The organism is Lentzea fradiae, from assembly GCF_900100955.1.
Classification (GTDB): Bacteria; Actinomycetota; Actinomycetes; order Mycobacteriales; family Pseudonocardiaceae; genus Lentzea; species Lentzea fradiae.
The window spans coordinates 92947-108561 of the sequence record NZ_FNCC01000008.1; the positions used below are offsets into that span (position 1 = coordinate 92947).

General features: G+C 70.3%; 18 protein-coding genes, 1 tRNA gene and 1 riboswitch. Of the genes, 16 read left to right on the top strand and 3 right to left on the bottom strand.

The window, feature by feature from the left end; genetic code table 11:
- Positions 1-47 precede the first annotated feature (47 nt).
- From BLT23_RS19915 to BLT23_RS19940, 6 genes are all read left to right on the top strand, one after another.
- Positions 48-119 (top strand) — tRNA-Glu (locus BLT23_RS19915).
- A gap of 118 nt (positions 120-237) precedes the next feature.
- Positions 238-900 (top strand): SAM-dependent methyltransferase, encoded by a 663-nt coding sequence (locus BLT23_RS19920; protein WP_090051312.1) that lies wholly within the window; start codon positions 238-240, stop codon positions 898-900.
- 75 nt (positions 901-975) lie between these two features.
- A complete protein-coding gene (locus BLT23_RS19925) occupies positions 976-1602 on the top strand; it encodes a DUF4383 domain-containing protein (RefSeq protein ID WP_090051313.1) in 627 nt (208 codons plus the stop codon).
- 87 nt (positions 1603-1689) lie between these two features.
- Complete coding sequence (locus tag BLT23_RS19930; protein ID WP_090051314.1) at positions 1690-2370, top strand: M50 family metallopeptidase; 681 nt, start codon at positions 1690-1692, stop codon at positions 2368-2370.
- 65 nt (positions 2371-2435) lie between these two features.
- Positions 2436-4169 carry an arginine--tRNA ligase gene (gene argS, locus BLT23_RS19935; protein ID WP_090051315.1) on the top strand — a complete coding sequence of 578 codons (1734 nt, stop codon included), beginning with the start codon at positions 2436-2438 and terminating at the stop codon, positions 4167-4169.
- Between the two features lie 71 nt (positions 4170-4240).
- Positions 4241-4585 (top strand): WhiB family transcriptional regulator, encoded by a 345-nt coding sequence (locus BLT23_RS19940; RefSeq protein ID WP_090051316.1) that lies wholly within the window; start codon positions 4241-4243, stop codon positions 4583-4585.
- On the opposite strand, the gene BLT23_RS19945 is transcribed toward BLT23_RS19940, so the two are convergent.
- Together BLT23_RS19945 and BLT23_RS19950 are read right to left on the bottom strand one after the other, a co-directional pair.
- Positions 4558-5382 carry a SigB/SigF/SigG family RNA polymerase sigma factor gene (locus BLT23_RS19945; protein ID WP_090051317.1) on the bottom strand — a complete coding sequence of 275 codons (825 nt, stop codon included), beginning with the start codon at positions 5380-5382 and terminating at the stop codon, positions 4558-4560. The genes BLT23_RS19940 and BLT23_RS19945 overlap by 28 nt on opposite strands.
- The gene (locus BLT23_RS19950) at positions 5379-5777 is read right to left on the bottom strand and encodes an ATP-binding protein (RefSeq protein WP_245744055.1); all 399 of its coding nucleotides are present in this window, start codon (positions 5775-5777) and stop codon (positions 5379-5381) included. The genes BLT23_RS19945 and BLT23_RS19950 overlap by 4 nt, the downstream gene beginning before the upstream one ends.
- 137 nt (positions 5778-5914) lie before the next feature.
- Between BLT23_RS19950 and BLT23_RS19955 the strand changes: the two genes are divergently transcribed.
- Positions 5915-6580 carry an ATP-binding protein gene (locus BLT23_RS19955; RefSeq protein WP_143035984.1) on the top strand — a complete coding sequence of 222 codons (666 nt, stop codon included), beginning with the start codon at positions 5915-5917 and terminating at the stop codon, positions 6578-6580.
- A 7-nt stretch (positions 6581-6587) separates the two neighbouring features.
- Here the strand turns inward: BLT23_RS19955 and BLT23_RS19960 are convergent, their stop codons facing one another.
- The gene (locus tag BLT23_RS19960) at positions 6588-6950 is read right to left on the bottom strand and encodes an STAS domain-containing protein (protein ID WP_245744056.1); all 363 of its coding nucleotides are present in this window, start codon (positions 6948-6950) and stop codon (positions 6588-6590) included.
- Positions 6951-7378: 428 nt separating this feature from the next.
- Between BLT23_RS19960 and BLT23_RS19965 the strand changes: the two genes are divergently transcribed.
- The 9 genes from BLT23_RS19965 (at position 7379) to gcvP (ending at position 15577) form a co-directional block, all read left to right on the top strand.
- Complete coding sequence (locus BLT23_RS19965) at positions 7379-7579, top strand: hypothetical protein (protein ID WP_090051320.1); 201 nt, start codon at positions 7379-7381, stop codon at positions 7577-7579.
- 96 nt (positions 7580-7675) lie between these two features.
- Positions 7676-8257, top strand: a complete 582-nt coding sequence (gene clsA, locus BLT23_RS19970; RefSeq protein ID WP_090051321.1) for a cardiolipin synthase ClsA — start codon at positions 7676-7678, stop codon at positions 8255-8257.
- Positions 8258-8299: 42 nt separating this feature from the next.
- Positions 8300-8683 (top strand): glycine cleavage system protein GcvH, encoded by a 384-nt coding sequence (gene gcvH, locus BLT23_RS19975; protein ID WP_090051322.1) that lies wholly within the window; start codon positions 8300-8302, stop codon positions 8681-8683.
- Between the two features lie 113 nt (positions 8684-8796).
- Entirely contained in the window at positions 8797-9255 is a 459-nt protein-coding gene (gene garA, locus BLT23_RS19980) for a glycogen accumulation regulator GarA (protein ID WP_090051323.1), read from the top strand.
- Between the two features lie 33 nt (positions 9256-9288).
- Entirely contained in the window at positions 9289-9846 is a 558-nt protein-coding gene (locus tag BLT23_RS19985) for a MerR family transcriptional regulator (protein WP_090051626.1), read from the top strand.
- 124 nt (positions 9847-9970) lie between these two features.
- Positions 9971-10444: a bifunctional nuclease family protein gene (locus tag BLT23_RS19990; RefSeq protein ID WP_030468959.1), complete on the top strand. Its 474-nt coding sequence runs from the start codon at positions 9971-9973 to the stop codon at positions 10442-10444.
- Between the two features lie 315 nt (positions 10445-10759).
- On the top strand, positions 10760-11326 hold the full coding sequence (locus tag BLT23_RS19995; protein ID WP_090051324.1) for a MerR family transcriptional regulator: 567 nt from the start codon (positions 10760-10762) through the stop codon (positions 11324-11326).
- A 92-nt stretch (positions 11327-11418) separates the two neighbouring features.
- A complete protein-coding gene (locus BLT23_RS20000) occupies positions 11419-12381 on the top strand; it encodes a Clp protease N-terminal domain-containing protein (RefSeq protein WP_090051325.1) in 963 nt (320 codons plus the stop codon).
- A gap of 56 nt (positions 12382-12437) precedes the next feature.
- A riboswitch (glycine riboswitch) is annotated at positions 12438-12534 on the top strand.
- A 151-nt stretch (positions 12535-12685) separates the two neighbouring features.
- On the top strand, positions 12686-15577 hold the full coding sequence (gene gcvP / locus BLT23_RS20005; protein WP_090051326.1) for an aminomethyl-transferring glycine dehydrogenase: 2892 nt from the start codon (positions 12686-12688) through the stop codon (positions 15575-15577).
- The last annotated feature ends 38 nt before the right edge of the window (positions 15578-15615 follow it).

Sequence of the window (15615 nt, forward strand, 5' to 3'; positions counted from 1 at the left end):
ACTTATCACTATTCTCTGCGAGCATTTGCTGATGAATGCTCGTACCTGGCGTGTTCGTCCAGTGGTCAGGACACCGGATTCTCGCTCCGGAAACACGGGTTCGACCCCCGTACGCGCTGCGCGGCCCGGTCTCAGTGGGGTGGACCGGGCCCCTTCTTGAGCGGTCCATGTCAGACGGACCCAAAGAATCTTCGAAAACTTCGCCCGAATGGTCTAGGCGCCAGTTACGCTCTGCGAATGGCCGCGGTCCCCGCCTTCGAACGCTACGAGGTCGACGTACGTCGGCCGAACGCCGCGCGGATCCATGACTTCTATCTGGGCGGCGCGCACAACTACGCCCCGGACAGGGCGTTCGCCAAACAGGCGGTCCGGATCGACCCGGAGCTGCCGCTCGTCACCCGCGCGCACAGGATGTTCCTGCGCCACGCGGTCCGCCACTGCTGGGCGGCGGGCGTCCGGCAGTTCCTCGACCTCGGCGCCGGCATCCCGACCTGCGGGTCGACCCACCAGACGCTGCCGGAGGCGCGGGTCGTCTACGTCGACTCCGACCCGGTGACCGTCGCGTTCGGCCGCGGGCTGCTGCGCGGCGAGCCCCGCGCGTGCGCGGTGGAGGCGGACCTGCGCCGGCCGGAGCAGGTGCTGCGACATCCGGGGGTGCTGTCTCACCTGGACCTGCGCGAGCCCTACGCGGTGCTCATGGTCGACGTCCTGCGCTACGTCGACGACTCCACCGGGCCGGGCCGCGTCGTGCGCCGGTACCGGCACGCGCTGCCCGCGGGCGGCTTCCTCGTCGTCTCCCACCCGGCTCCGGTCGAGCAGCTGATGGAGGGGCTCACGATGGAGGCGCCGTGCGTGGTGCCCGGCGCGTACGCCGGAATCGGCCGCAAAGGCGCCCTCTGACGGGTGCCCGGCCGGTTTGCCCGTGGTGGACGCGGGGTAGTCAGGCGACGACAAGAACGGAGCCTGGAGGGCGTCATGACCCACCGCGTCACTGTCAAGGTCGCCGGTGTCCAGCCGGTGCAACTGCTGGCCGCACTGGCCGGCGTCGCGTTCATCGTCTTCGGCGTCGTGGGCTTCACACGCACCGGAGTCGGCGACTGGGCCGCCCAGTCGTCTGTGCTCGGGTTCTCGGTGAACCCGCTGCACTGCCTGGTGTTCGTGGCCGCCGGTGTGCTCGGGCTGCTCATGGCCCTCGGGTCCGGTCTCGCCCGCCTCTACGGCTGGCTGCTGTTCGCCGGCTTCGCCGCTCTCTTCGTGTGGGACCTGATGATCACCGGGATCCTCGCGCGCAACCCGGCGGACGAGTTCGGCAACCCGCTCGCGGTCAACACCAACGACAACTGGCTGCACCTCGGCATCGCGATCTTCGGTCTGCTGCTCGCGGTCGTGCCCGCGCGGCGCAAGCTGATCGAGGAGGAGGACCCGGTGCTGCCGGAGCCCCGCTCGGAGGCGTTCCGCGACGAGCGGGACACGGTCACCCCGCGCGACGAGCGGGTGGAGCCGGCCGTGAGCCCGGTCGCCCCCACCGAGCCGATCACCAAGCAGCAGGCCGCCGTCGACCCGCACACCGAGCGCGTGCACACGGACCGGATCAAGCACTAAACCCCCCGGACCGACCCCCTGTCCGGAGCCGACGCGCCGTGAGAGCCCTTGATGTGGCTCTCACGGCGCGTCTGTTTCGATGTCCCGATGCCTTCCGACCTGCTGACCGACGAAGTGCTGATCACGTGGGGCACCGCGCTGGCCGCGTTCCTGGCGGTCGCCGTGCACGGCCTCTGGCGGGTCACCCGCAACGTCATCACCATCGCCCACGAGGGCGGCCACGCGCTGCTGGCCGTGCTCACCGGGCGGCGCCTCAGCGGCATCAAGCTGCACTCCGACACCAGCGGCCTCACGGTCTCCCGCGGCAAGCCGCGCGGGCCGGGCATGGTGCTCACCGCGCTCGCGGGCTACGTCGCGCCGTCGCTGCTCGGGTTCGGCGCGGCCGTGCTCATCACCACCGAGCAGATCCAGCTGATGCTGTGGATCAGCATCGGGTTCCTCGCGGCGATGCTCGTCATGATCCGCAACGTGTTCGGCGTGCTGTCGATCATCGTCACCGGCGGGGCGTTCTTCTTCGTCTCCTTCTACGCCTCGCCGGAGGTCAGGGACGCGGCCGCGTACGTGTTCGCGTGGTTCCTGCTGCTGGGCGGGGTGCGGCCGGTGTGGGAGCTGCAGGTCAAGCGCTGGCGCAGGCAGGCCCCGAGGTCCGACGCCGACCAGCTGGCGTGGCTGACGGGGGTGCCCGCCCTCGGCTGGGTCACCTTCTTCGGCGCGGTCAGCCTCGCGGCGCTCGTCGGCGGGGGAGCGCTGCTGCTCGGCCGGTGGTGAGCGCGACCGGCTCGGCGGAGGGTGAAATACTGAGCTGAACAAGCCGCGGGTGAAAGGTGTGTTCAGTGCTGCGTGGAGATGTCGGGCTCGAACTGGGCCAGCGGGTCGCGGACGCCTTGCGCGCCGCTCTGGACGTGGACATCACCGCGGAGGAAGCGCTGATCCGACCGTCCAACCGAGACGGTGCCGACTACCAGTGCAACGTGGCGATGAGCCTCGCCAAGAAGGTCGGCAGGAACCCGCGCGAGGTCGCCGGCCTGATCGTCGAGCACCTCGACGCGGCGGACGCGGTCGAGCAGCCCGAGATCGCCGGGCCCGGCTTCATCAACCTGAGGCTGCGCCGCGAGTGGCTGGAGGCCGAGACGGCGAAGCTGCTCGGCGACGACCGGCTCGGCGTGCCGGCCACGCCCGCACCTCGCCGCGTCGCCATCGACTACAGCAGCCCCAACGTGGCCAAGGAGATGCACGTCGGCCACCTGCGGTCGACCATCATCGGCGACGCGCTGCGCAGGCTGCTGAGCTTCGCGGGCCACGAGGTCGTCCCGCACAACCACCTCGGTGACTGGGGCACGCCGTTCGGCATGCTCATCGAGCACCTCACCGACCTCGGCCGCGGTGCCGACCACCAGATCGGCGACCTCAACGCGTTCTACCAGCAGGCCAGGCAGAAGTTCGACAACGAGCCGGGCTTCGCCGACAGGGCCCGCCGGCGGGTCGTGCTGCTGCAAGGCGGCGACGAGGAGACGCTCGCGCTGTGGCGCGAGCTCGTCGGGGAGTCGCAGCGGCACTTCAACCAGGTCTACGAGATGCTCGGGATCGGGCTCACCGCCGAGGACAACTACGGCGAGAGCTTCTACAACCCCTACCTCGCGGACACGATCACCGAGCTGCAGCAGAAGGGCCTCGTCGAGGTCAGCGACGGCGCGCTGTGCGTGTTCCCGCCCGGCTTCACCAACCGCGAGGGCGACCGGCTGCCGCTGATCGTGCGCAAGAGCGACGGCGGCTACGGCTACGCCACCACCGACTTCGCGACGGTCCGGTACTGGGTGCGCGACCGCGAGGTCGACGACCTGATCTACGTGGTCGGCTCGCCGCAGGCGCAGCACTTCCAGATGATCTTCGCGACGTCGAAGCAGGCCGGCTGGCTCGACGACGCGCACTCGGCCGTGCACGTCGGCTTCGGCACGATCCTCGGTGCCGACGGCAAGACCATCCGCACCAGGGCCGGCGGCACCATCAAGCTCATCGACCTGCTGACCGAGGCGGTCGAGAACTCCTACAAGGTGATGCCCGAGACGTCCGAAGTGGACGGTGCGGAGAAGGAAGCGCTCGCCAGGACGATCGGTCTGGGCGCCGTGAAGTACGCGGACCTGTCCAACGACCGGGACAAGGACTACGTCTTCACCTGGGAGAAGATGCTCGCGACGACGGGCGACACGTCGGTGTACATCCAGTACGCCAACGCCAGGATCCTGTCGATCGGCCGCAAGGTCGGCCGCACGCCCGCCGCGGACGCGCCTCTGGTGCTGCGGGAACAGGCCGAGCGCGACCTCGCGCTGAAGCTGCTGCAGCTGTCCACGGCGTTCCAGGCGGCCGTCGACGAGCTCGCGCCGCACAAGCTGACGAACTACCTGTTCGAGACGGCCACGGCGTTCTCGACGTTCTACAACAACTGTCCGGTGGCGACGGCCGAGACGCAGGAGCTGCAGGACTCGCGGCTGCACCTGCTCACGCTCACGTCACGGGTGCTCACGCTGGGACTGTCTCTCCTGGGAATCGGTGCACCGGAAAGGTTGTAAGAGGTTTACCCCCGCCTCAGCAGAGGTACGCAGTGATCGCAACTCTTTCCGCCCAGCATCAGGGAGTCGCGATGACCTGCACCACCCGTCTGCCCAAGCCGGTCACCGACGTGTGGGACTGGCAGATGGCAGGGCTGTGCCGAGGGCAGAACAGCGCTGTCTTCTTCCACCCCGACAACGAACGCGGCTACGCGCGGGCGGCACGGGAGGAGAAGGCCAAGGCGATCTGCGGGAACTGCCCCGTGCTCGCGCAGTGCCGCTCCCACGCGCTCGAGGCCCAGGAGCCGTACGGCGTGTGGGGCGGCATGGGGGAGGACGAACGGCGCCAGATCATCAACGCGGCCCGGCGCCGTCTCCGTGCCCGCTCTTCCGGGCACTCCTCCGAGCGTTACTCCTCCAGCACGTCCCGCAGCTGACGCAGCGTCTTCGCCAGGAGGCGGGACACGTGCATCTGCGAGATCCCGACCTTCTGCGCGATCTGGGTCTGCGTCATGTTGCCGAAGAACCTCATGATCACGATCTTGCGCTCCCGCTCCGGCAGCTTCTGCAGGAGCGGGTGCAACGCCTCGCGCTGCTCGATCATGGCGATCTCGGGGTCTTCCTCGCCGATCGTGCTGCCCAGCGAGATGGACGAGTCCTCCGACATCAGCATGTCGTCGAGTGACGCGCTCTGGTAGGCGTTGCCCGCCGCGAGCCCCTCGTGGATCTCTTCCCTGGTCATCCCCAGGTGCTCGGCGAGCTCCGACGGGGTGGGCGCGCGCCCGAGCGACTGCGACAGGCGCGAGGTGCCCGCGTTGATCGCCAGGTGCAGCTCCTTGAGCCGTCTGGGCATGCGCACCGACCAGCTGGAGTCGCGGAAGTACTTCCGGACCTCACCCATGATCGTCGGCACCGCGAACGACAGGAAGTCGCTGCCGCGGTCCGGGTCGAACCGGTCGACGGCGTTGATCAGGCCCACCGTCGCCACCTGCACGAGGTCCTCGTGCGGCTCGCCGCGGTGGCCGAACCTGCGCGCGATGTGCTGGGCGACCGGCAGGTGCTCGGTCACGAGCCTGTCGCGCAGCGACTCCCGCTTGGGACCGGCCGGGGTGACCGCGAGCTCCGCGAACAGCGGGGCCAGGTGGTCGTAGTCACCGCCCTTGGACGACGACGTCGTCGCCGACGACTCCTCGTCCGGCTTCGTCGTCGTGGTCGTCTCCTCCGCCCCGGTCACGCATCCACCGCCCCTGCCGTGGACTTCACGAGGCCGATGTGGACCACGGACCCTTCGGCTTCCTCGATCCTGGTCTCCACCGAGTCCACGAGCGCGGTCAGCACGCGCCAGCCGAAGCTGTTCTCGTCCGGTCCCGACGCCGCCTTGGTGGCGACCTTGGCCGACACGTGCACCGCGCCGCGGTCGTCCACCGCGAAGTGACAGCTGAGCACCGCGTCCTGCGCCGCCAGCGTGATCAGCGTCGAGCACGTCTCGTCGACGGCGAGCTTCAGGTCCTCGATCGAGTCGAGGTCGAAGTCCTGCCGCATCGCGATGTCCGCCGCGACCGCTCGCACGATCGACAGCTGCGTGGGATCCGCGGCCATCCGCAGTTCGACCCCTGACAATTGCGTCACACCCACCTCGTAGTCCGTTCTGCTGAAGGCCGGCACATCGTTGCCGTACCCGAATCGATCTCTTTTCACACGTGTATTGGTGCGTATTCCAGGGAAAACAGCCGGTGGAAGCAAGAAGGAGCACTGGGAGGAGAACTGTGCTGGTGCACGAGGACTTCCTGGACCTCCGCTTCCCGGCGGACGCGCACGAGGTGGCACCCGTGAGGAGCCGGCTCCGCGAATGGCTGGAGAAGAGCGGTGTCGGCGAGGACGAGGCGAGCGACCTCGTTCTCGCCGTCAGCGAAGCGGTCAACAACTCCGTGGAGCACGCCTACCCCGGTCCCGAGCGCGGCACCGTGGAAGTGCGGGCCTGCTTCGAGCACGACGGCTCCGTCCTGGTCGACGTGACCGACCACGGGCGGTGGCGCGTGCCGCCTCCCGCGCTCACGATGCGGGGGCGTGGACTCCTGCTCATGAGGGAGAGCGTGGACTCCGTCGAGATAGACCGCAGCGCGAACGGCACGACCGTGCACCTGCGCCGTGCCCCGGCGCCGGCCGTGCCCGCGTCCCGCAGCCCGCTGGAGTGCGACGTGCGGGTCCACGAGACCTCCTCCGGCGTCGTAGCGGTCGTGCGGGGGAACGTGCCCGCCGACGCGGGTCCCGCCTTGAGGCGGGCCCTCACGACGGCCGCCAGGGGCGGCACCGTGCCGCTCACCGTCGACCTCACCGCGACCGGTGAGGAGACGAGCGGGCTGGACCGGGCACTCCACGACGTCGCCGAGGCGTTGCGGGCGGCGGGGAACCGCCTCGTGGTCCGGTGGTAGCCGTGCGTCAGCCGCCCAGTGCCGCGTCGACCGAGTCGCTCACGCTGAGCACCTCGCCGAGCCCGGTCGCCTCCAGCGGCCGCGTCACGGCGCGGGCCTTCGCGACCACCTTGAGCGCCGTGCCGCCCTTCTGGGCCAGGCGCGCGGCCTCGACCAGCACCGCCAGCCCGGCGGAGCCGAGGAACGTCACGCCGGTCATGTCCACCACGAAGGTGCCGCCGTCGCCGAGGCCGTTCACGAGAGCGTCGCGCAGCGTGGGCGCGGACACCATGTCGACCTCACCGGACACGGCGAGCACCGTGACACCGGGCGCCGGCTGCCCGACCGACAGCTCGATGGTCTGATCCGCTCGCGGGTCCTGCACAGTCACCGATGTACTCCCTCTCGCAAAACAGGGAACCGCCACCGCAGCGGCCCCGACGCGGCTGCTGGCTCAACCGCTGCGGCCCCACCGTACGGGGGAACCGCCCGACAGGACAGGTCGAGTCACCTGTACCCGGACAATGGTTGGCTCAAACGTGCGAACTCACCCGATCGATCGGGTGCTCCCGGTGACCCGCCGGGCCTATGAGACCCCGACGCCGTGCGGTCATCGGCGTACGACGAACGGTTGCACCGGCAATCATCTGGTCTTCCGCCGCGCTTCGGGTCCGAACAGCTCGGCGCGCCGTTCGGCCCAGTTAACGCCGAGGACCCGAACAGGACACGTGTTCTGAACCACAGTCCTTCACCATTCGTGTGCAGGGATAACGCCGGAGCCCCGGTTCACGACATCCCTGATGTCACGGAAGGACTGAGATGAGAACCGCCACGGAGACCGAGCCGCAGGCCGGAGAGCTGCCCACCACGCCGTGCAGCGTGGTGTGGAGCAGGGGTCACGCGTACGTGCTCGAGGGTTTCCACGCCCGCTGGGTCGGCCGCGACGACAGAGGCCGCCCGCACGCCCTCACCGGTGCCGAGATGCAGCGCCGCGGCTGGAGCCTCACCCGCACCGCCTGAGTTCACCTGGAGGAAACGAACACCCGCGACCTGACGCACCGCCTGCCGTGACGCCATCCGGCAGCCCGTGCGCGGCCACTCGTTTAGAGTGCGGGTGTGCGTGACCCGGCTGATCGCCTGCTGACCGTTCCGAACCTGCTCAGCGTGCTGCGGCTGGCCGGTGTCCCGCTCTTCCTGTACCTGTTGCTCGGACCCCGCGCGGACGGCTGGGCGCTGCTCGTCCTCGTCTTCGCGGGGCTCTCCGACTGGCTGGACGGCAAGCTCGCGCGCTGGCTCGACCAGATGAGCAAGCTGGGCGCGCTGCTCGATCCCGCCGCCGACCGCCTCTACGTGTTCTGCACGCTGCTGGCGTTCGTGATCAGGGACATCGTGCCGCTGTGGATCGCGCTGGTGCTGGTCGGGCGCGAGGTCGTCGTCGGCCTCTGCCTGCTCGTCCTGCGGCGGCGCGGCTGGGGCACGTTCGAGGTGACCTACCTCGGCAAGGCCGCGACCTTCAACCTGTTGTACGCCTTCCCCCTGCTGCTGCTCGCGCAGGGCGACTCCGGCTGGTCGCAGGCGGCCCAGCCGTTCGCCTACGCGTTCACGGCCTGGGGCGGGGCGCTCTACCTGTGGTCGGCGCTGCTGTACGTCTACCAGTTCTTCCTGGCCCTGCGGGTCACACCTCGCACGGTCGCGTGAAAAGATCACCCCATACAGGTTCAGCACGAGGAGCGCAGTCAGTTGATTCCCGAGGAGCTTCGCTACACCGAGGAGCACGAGTGGGTTCTCGCCACCGGCGAGGACACCGTGCGCGTCGGCATCACCGACTACGCCCAGGAACAGCTCGGTGACGTCGTCTTCGTCCAGCTGCCCGAGGTCGGCCACACCGTCGCCGCCGGCGACACGTTCGGCGAGGTCGAGTCCACCAAGAGCGTCTCCGACCTCTTCTCCCCGCTCCAGGGTGAGGTCACCGCGGTCAACGACTCGCTGGTGCAGGCGCCGGACCTGGTGAACAGCGACCCCTACGGCGAGGGCTGGATGGTCGAGCTCCGCGTGGCCGACCCGGACGCGGTGGGGAGCCTGCTCGACTCGGAGGCGTACCAGGCGTTGGTGGAGAAGGAGTGACGTCGATCTTTCGCCGGATCTTCGGCCGGAAGGGGAGCCGCGCTGAGGGTGGCGACTCGGACGCGATAAGTTTTACCGGAAGTGACGGATCCAGCAGCAGGAGGAGAGCTCAGGTGAGCACGAACGACGGCCCAGGCGTTCCGCCGGAGCAGTCCCCGGAGCGGACCTCCGTCTTCCGGGCGGACTTCCTCCAGGAGATGGAGGGCGGCGCCGAGGCGCCCGCCCAGGAGCCGGCCGTTGCCGGCGTGGACGCCCTTCCCGCCGGTTCCGCGCTGCTCGTGGTGAAGCGCGGCCCGAACGCCGGTTCCCGGTTCCTGCTGGACCGCGACACGACGAGCGCCGGGCGCCACCCCGACAGCGACATCTTCCTGGACGACGTGACGGTCTCGCGCCGCCACGCCGAGTTCCGCCGGGAGGGCGGCGAGTTCGTCGTCATCGACGTCGGCAGCCTCAACGGCACCTACGTCAACCGCGAGCCGGTCGACCAGGCCGTCCTCGCGAACGGCGACGAGGTCCAGATCGGCAAGTTCCGCCTCGTCTTCCTGACGGGTCCTGGCTCCTCGGGAGCCTGACGCGTGACGGCCGGGCGGCCACGACGCGGGGTTCTGAGCATCGGGGCGGTGCTCGAACGGCTTCGCCCCGAGTTCCCCGACGTGACCATCTCCAAGATCCGCTTCCTGGAAGCGGAAGGGCTGGTCCGCCCGGCACGCACCGCCGCGGGCTACCGCCAGTTCGCCGAGGCGGACGTCGAGCGGCTGCGGTTCGTGCTGTCCGTCCAGCGCGACCGGCACCTGCCGCTGCGGGTGATCCGCGACCAGCTCGACGCGGAACCCGCCGCCTGCGCCCCCGTGACGCGCGCCGACCTGCTGGCCGGCACCGGGATGGACGCCGAGCAGCTCTCCCAGCTGGAACGCGACGGCCTGCTGCGCCCCGGCCCCGAGGGCCGCTTCACCGCCGACGACCTCACCGCGCTCCGCACGATCCGGACCATGACCGGACTCGGCGTCGAGCGCGAGCACCTGCGCGCGGTCAGGGCCGCGGCCGACCACGAGGTGGTCGCGCTCAGGTCTTTCTCGGATCCCGGGACGGTCAGGGAATTGGCCGGCCTGTTCACCTCGTTGCACACGTTGTTGGTGAGAGCGGGTCTGCGGCAATCATCTTGATCACGTTCCACCGGCAACGATTGAGCACACGGCCCGCTTGGCGGGTAGCGTCGAACGCATACGCCGGGGGATGCTCGGAGACGAACCGGGTACTCCCCAACGAGTCAGAGGGAGGCGAGACCCGATGAGTGAGATGCGCGTCGTGGGCGTCCGGGTGGAGCTGCCCCAGAACCAGCCGATCCTCCTGCTCCGCGAAACCGAGGGTGAGCGGTACCTGCCGATCTGGATCGGCTCCGTCGAGGCCACGGCGATCGCTCTCGAACAGCAGGGCGTCCGCCCGGCCAGGCCGCTGACGCACGACCTCCTCAAGGACGTCATCGGCGCGCTGGGCCGCAACCTGGAGCAGGTGCGGATCACCGACCTGCAGGAGGGCACGTTCTTCGCCGAGCTCGTGTTCGACGGCGACGTGCGGGTGTCCGCGCGGCCCTCGGACTCGGTGGCGCTGGCGCTGCGGGTGGGGGTGCCGATCCACGCGGAGGAGTCCGTGCTGGCCGAGGCGGGCCTCATCATCCCGGACGAGCAGGAGGACGAGGTGGAGAAGTTCCGCGAGTTCCTCGACTCGGTGTCTCCTGAAGACTTCCGCGGAGCGGACACGTAAACACCGACACGGAGACCACTGTCGCTCTCCGTCTCATCAGCCGCCGATGTACCCTGTTCGCAGGTCGCTCCACCGGGCTACTTCCGGCGGCATCCTCCCGCTAAACGATCACTAAACGTCACCTGAACGTCCTACTTCGGGTGACGGTCTGACCCTCACCTTGAGGTTGAGGGTCGACACTCCCCGCGCGTCGCGTTGACCTGCCCTCGGACCGGTCTTACCGTCGGATGAGAGTGGACGTCGCCGGTTCGCGCGAGCTGACGTGGCGGCTTGACGGCCATCGAGTTTCGTGGCCGTTCGCGAGGGGAGGCAGGCGTGGTCGAGGAAGCGCCCTTGAGGGCCGGATCCGGGCAGCAGGGTGAACTGTTCCCGGACTCCTCGCTGCCGGACGAGCTCGTCGGGTACCGGGGTCCCGCCGCGTGTCAGATAGCGGGCATCACGTACCGGCAGCTCGACTACTGGGCCCGCACCGGTCTCGTCGCCCCGACGGTGCGGATGGCGCACGGTTCCGGCAGCCAGCGGTTGTACTCGTTCAAGGACATCCTGGTCCTCAAGGTCGTGAAGCGGCTGCTGGACACCGGTGTCTCGCTGCAGAACATCAGGGTGGCCGTCGACCACCTGCGCCGCCGCGGCGTGCAGGACCTCGCGAAGATCACGCTCTTCTCCGACGGCACGACGGTGTACGAGTGCACGTCGCCGGAGGAGGTCGTCGACCTGCTGCAAGGCGGCCAGGGCGTGTTCGGCATCGCGGTGAGCGGTGCGATGCGCGAGATCAGCGGCACGATCCACGAGTTCCCGTCCGAACGCGCGGACGGCCTGGAGGTCGCCCCCGCGAGCGAGGACGAGCTGACCCGGCGGCGGCGCGAACGGGCCACCGGCTGAGACCTTCGTCCGATCTTCGTGGCCACCCGGCCACGGTGGGCTGGACGACTGGCAGAAGCGCGGGAGCGGTGCCGCTGCCTAGCGTCTCCGCCATGATCCCCACACCTTCCCGCCAGGCCACCAAGGTTCTCTCGGAAGCAGTGAAGCGGGCTTCCCGGCTGGGTTTCGGCCGCATCGGCACCGAGAACCTGCTGATCTCCCTCGCGAACTCCCGCGGTCCCGGCCGCAAGCTCGACGTCCAGTCGCTGTTACCCCAGGCCATGGCCCGCGGGACTACCCACTGGTTCGGTGACGACGGCGGTGTCGCGGAACCGGGCCGCGACGTCATGGCGCTGATCCACACCGCCCACCACCACGCGGGCGTCGAAACTCTGCTGCCGGTCAGCGGCGCGCTCGACCGGTGCCTGAGTACCGCGCTTGCCGAAGCAGGCGACGACGTGCTGACGACGACCCACCTCGCGCTCGCCCTGCTGTCGCTCGACTCGGCGCTGTCCGCGGAGCTGATGACCCTGCGGTACGTGGACGCCGAGGCAACGGCGCGGGCCGTGCGGGCGGCCTGCGAGCCGGAGGAGTCACCCGCGATGTGGCTGATGCACAAGACCGGGGCGCTGGAGGGCGAGACCGGCGGCGGGTACGTGAACTGGCTGACGAAGCTCATCGTGCGCGGCCGCGGCCTGGGCAGTCCCGTGCTCACGATCGTCCGCCACGAGGCCGAACGGCACGCCGTCGCCGCCGGGCGGGAGGACCCCACCGCACGCGACCTGGTCGCCGCCGTGCTGAGCATCGACCACCAGCTCGCCAAGGCGGGCAAGCGGCTCAAGCCGGAGTTCGCCTCGCGCGGCGCGGAGATCCTGCGCGACGCGGGCGTGGACGTCGCCGCGCTGCCCGTGGTCTCCACCGGCGCCGACGTCGACCGCGCCATCGAGGGCGCGAAGCTCACCGCGGTCCGCCGCGGGGACGAGGTCGTGGGCACCGAGCACCTGCTCCTCGCGCTGCGCGACGACCCGTTCGACCCGCTGCGCGGCGCGCTCGCCGGTCTCGGAGCTGAGACGTAGGTCGCGTCTGTGGCGACTGGCGGGGCTGCCTGCGGGTATTCTTCGCGGGTAGTCGCTGAACTCAGGCGGGAGAGACCGGGGCACCGAACCCGGCGCCGAAGGAGCAAGTCCCTCCCCGGGAACCTCTCAGGCATCCAGGACCGCCCGAGCGAGACGCCTCTGGAAAGTGGAGCCCCGCGAGGGGGTCCCGCCGACGGTGAAAGCCCGCTGCCACAGCGGGTGAACCTCTCAGGCGCCCTTCGGGGTACGGACAGAGCGGGGAGGGCGCCAGGACACGTGTGCCCGCAGCCCCCGGAGGCGTTTGATGACGCAGGACCGCATTCCGCTCGCCGCTCTCGAGCACGGCACCCCGTTCGCCGACCGCCACGTCGGTCCGCGGCCCGCCGAGCTCGCGCGCATCCTCGACGTCATCGGCGTCGGGTCGCTGGAGGAGCTGGCCCAGCGCGCGGTGCCGTCGTCCATCCACGAGCGAGACCTCGTGCTGGACCTGCCCGCCCCGGCCACCGAGACCGAGGCTCTCGCCGAGCTGCGCGCCCTCGCGGCCCAGAACCGGCCGATGACGCAGATGATCGGCCTGGGCTACTACGACACCGTCACGCCGGGCGTCATCCTGCGCAACGTCCTGGAGTCGCCAGCCTGGTACACCGCCTACACGCCGTACCAGCCCGAGATCTCGCAGGGCCGTCTGGAGGCGCTGCTCAACTTCCAGACGATGGTCGGCGACCTGACCGGCCTGCCCGTCGCGAACGCGTCGATGCTCGACGAGTCGACCGCCGCCGCCGAGGCCATGACGCTCGTGCGCCGCGCGGGCAAGTCCAAGTCGGACAAGTTCGTCGTGGACGCCGACACGCTGCCGCAGACGCTCGCCGTCATCGAGACGCGCGCCGAGCCGCTCGGCATCGAGATCGTCGTCGCGGACCTGTCGCAGGGCATCGAGGGACTGGGCCTCGGCGGCGACTTCTTCGGCGTGCTGCTGTCCTACCCCGGCGCGTCCGGTGTGGTGCGGGACCAGGCCGCGCTGGTCGAGGAGATCCACGCGGCCGGTGCGCAGGCCGTCGTGGCCGCCGACCTGCTCGCCCTCACGCTGCTGCGCCCGCCCGGCGAGATCGGCGCGGACGTCGTCGTCGGCACCACCCAGCGCTTCGGCGTGCCGATCGGCTTCGGCGGTCCGCACGCGGGCTACATGGCCGTCCGCTCCGGCCTGGAGCGCCAGCTGCCCGGCCGTCTCGTGGGCGTCTCCGTCGACTCCGACGGCTCCCTGGCCTACCGCCTGGCCCTGCAGACCCGCGAGCAGCACATCCGCCGCGAGAAGGCCACGTCCAACATCTGCACCGCGCAGGTGCTGCTGGCCGTGATCGCGTCCATGTACGCCGTCTACCACGGCCCCGAGGGCCTGCGCGCCATCGCGACCCGCGTGCACCGTCTGGCCACCGTGCTCGCCACGGGCCTGTGCGAGGCCGGGCTGGAGGTCGTGCACGGCGAGTTCTTCGACACCGTCGAGGTGCGCGTGCCCGGCGAGGCCGCCGCGGTCGTCGAGAAGGCCCGCGCGGCCGGTATCAACCTCCGCAAGGCCGACGACGACGTCGTGGCGATCGCCTGCGACGAGAAGACCACCCGCGCCCACGTCATCGCCGTGTGGGAGGCGTTCGGCGTCACCGGCGCCGACGTGGACGCCATCGACGCCGACACCGCCGACGGCATCCCGTCCGACCTGCGCCGCACGTCGGACTACCTGACCCACCCGGTGTTCCACTCGCACCGCTCCGAGACGGCGCTGCTGCGCTACCTGCGCGCGCTGTCCGACAAGGACGTCGCGCTGGACCGCAGCATGATCCCGCTCGGCTCCTGCACGATGAAGCTGAACGCCACCGCGGAGATGGAGCCCATCACGTGGCCGGAGTTCTCCGGCCTGCACCCGTTCGCCCCCGCGGAGGACGCGAAGGGCCTGCTCACGATCATCGAGGACCTGGAGACCTGGCTCGCCGAGGTCACCGGCTACGACGCCGTGTCGCTGCAGCCCAACGCCGGGTCGCAGGGTGAGTTCGCCGGTCTGCTCGCGATCCGCGCCTACCACCGCGCCAACGGCGACGCCGACCGCGACGTCTGCCTGATCCCGTCGTCCGCCCACGGCACCAACGCCGCGTCCGCCGTCATGGCCGGCATGCGCGTCGTCGTCGTGAAGTGCGACGACAAGGGCAACATCGACATGGGCCACCTGCGCTCCACGGTCGCAGAGCACGCCGACGACCTCGCCGCGATCATGATCACCTACCCGTCGACCCACGGCGTGTACGAGGACACCGTCCGCGAGGTCTGCGGCCTGGTCCACGACGCGGGCGGCCAGGTGTACGTCGACGGCGCGAACCTCAACGCCCTCATCGGCCTCGCCCGCTACGGCAAGTTCGGCTCGGACGTCTCGCACCTGAACCTGCACAAGACGTTCTGCATCCCGCACGGCGGCGGTGGCCCCGGCGTCGGCCCGATCGGCGTCCGCTCCCACCTCGCCCCGTTCCTGCCGAACCACCCGCTGCAGCCCACCGCGGGCCCCGAGACCGGCGTCGGCCCGATCTCGGCCGCCCCGTGGGGCTCCGCGTCGATCCTGCCGATCTCGTGGGCCTACGTGCGGATGATGGGCGGCGACGGCCTGCGCCGCGCGACCCTGACCGCCGTGGCGGCCGCGAACTACGTGGCGCGGCGGCTGGACGAGCACTACCCGGTCCTCTACACCGGCGAGGGCGGCTTCGTGGCCCACGAGTGCATCCTCGACCTGCGCGGCATCACCAAGGCCACCGGCGTGACGGTGGACGACGTGGCCAAGCGCCTGGCGGACTACGGCCTGCACGCCCCGACGATGTCGTTCCCGGTCGCGGGCACCCTGATGGTCGAGCCGACCGAGTCGGAGGACCTCGGCGAGATCGACAGGTTCATCGACGCCATGATCGCCATCAAGGGCGAGATCGACCGCGTCGGCGCGGGCGAGTGGCCGGTGGACGACAACCCGCTGCGCAACGCCCCGCACACGGCGGCCTGCGTGACCGCGGGCGAGTGGAACCACCCGTACACCCGCGAGGAGGCCGTCTACCCGGCCGGCACCGCGGCCCCGAAGATCTGGCCGCCGGTCCGCCGCATCGACGGCGCCAAGGGCGACCGCAACCTGGTCTGCTCCTGCCCGCCGCTCTCCGCCTACAGCAGCTGAGCCGGCTCACGGGGGAACGGGCGCACTCGGGGGTGCGC

Bases quoted from the DNA above. Each gene is read 5' to 3' on its own strand.
- BLT23_RS19920 (WP_090051312.1), top strand. From the start codon at position 238: ATGGCCGCGGTCCCCGCCTTCGAACGCTACGAGGTCGACGTACGTCGG.
- BLT23_RS19925 (WP_090051313.1), top strand. From the start codon at position 976: ATGACCCACCGCGTCACTGTCAAGGTCGCCGGTGTCCAGCCGGTGCAA.
- BLT23_RS19930 (WP_090051314.1), top strand. From the start codon at position 1,690: ATGCCTTCCGACCTGCTGACCGACGAAGTGCTGATCACGTGGGGCACC.
- BLT23_RS19940 (WP_090051316.1), top strand. From the start codon at position 4,241: ATGACCTGCACCACCCGTCTGCCCAAGCCGGTCACCGACGTGTGGGAC.
- BLT23_RS19965 (WP_090051320.1), top strand. From the start codon at position 7,379: ATGAGAACCGCCACGGAGACCGAGCCGCAGGCCGGAGAGCTGCCCACC.
- BLT23_RS19990 (WP_030468959.1), top strand. From the start codon at position 9,971: ATGAGTGAGATGCGCGTCGTGGGCGTCCGGGTGGAGCTGCCCCAGAAC.
- BLT23_RS20000 (WP_090051325.1), top strand. From the start codon at position 11,419: ATGATCCCCACACCTTCCCGCCAGGCCACCAAGGTTCTCTCGGAAGCA.
- gcvP (WP_090051326.1), top strand. From the start codon at position 12,686: ATGACGCAGGACCGCATTCCGCTCGCCGCTCTCGAGCACGGCACCCCG.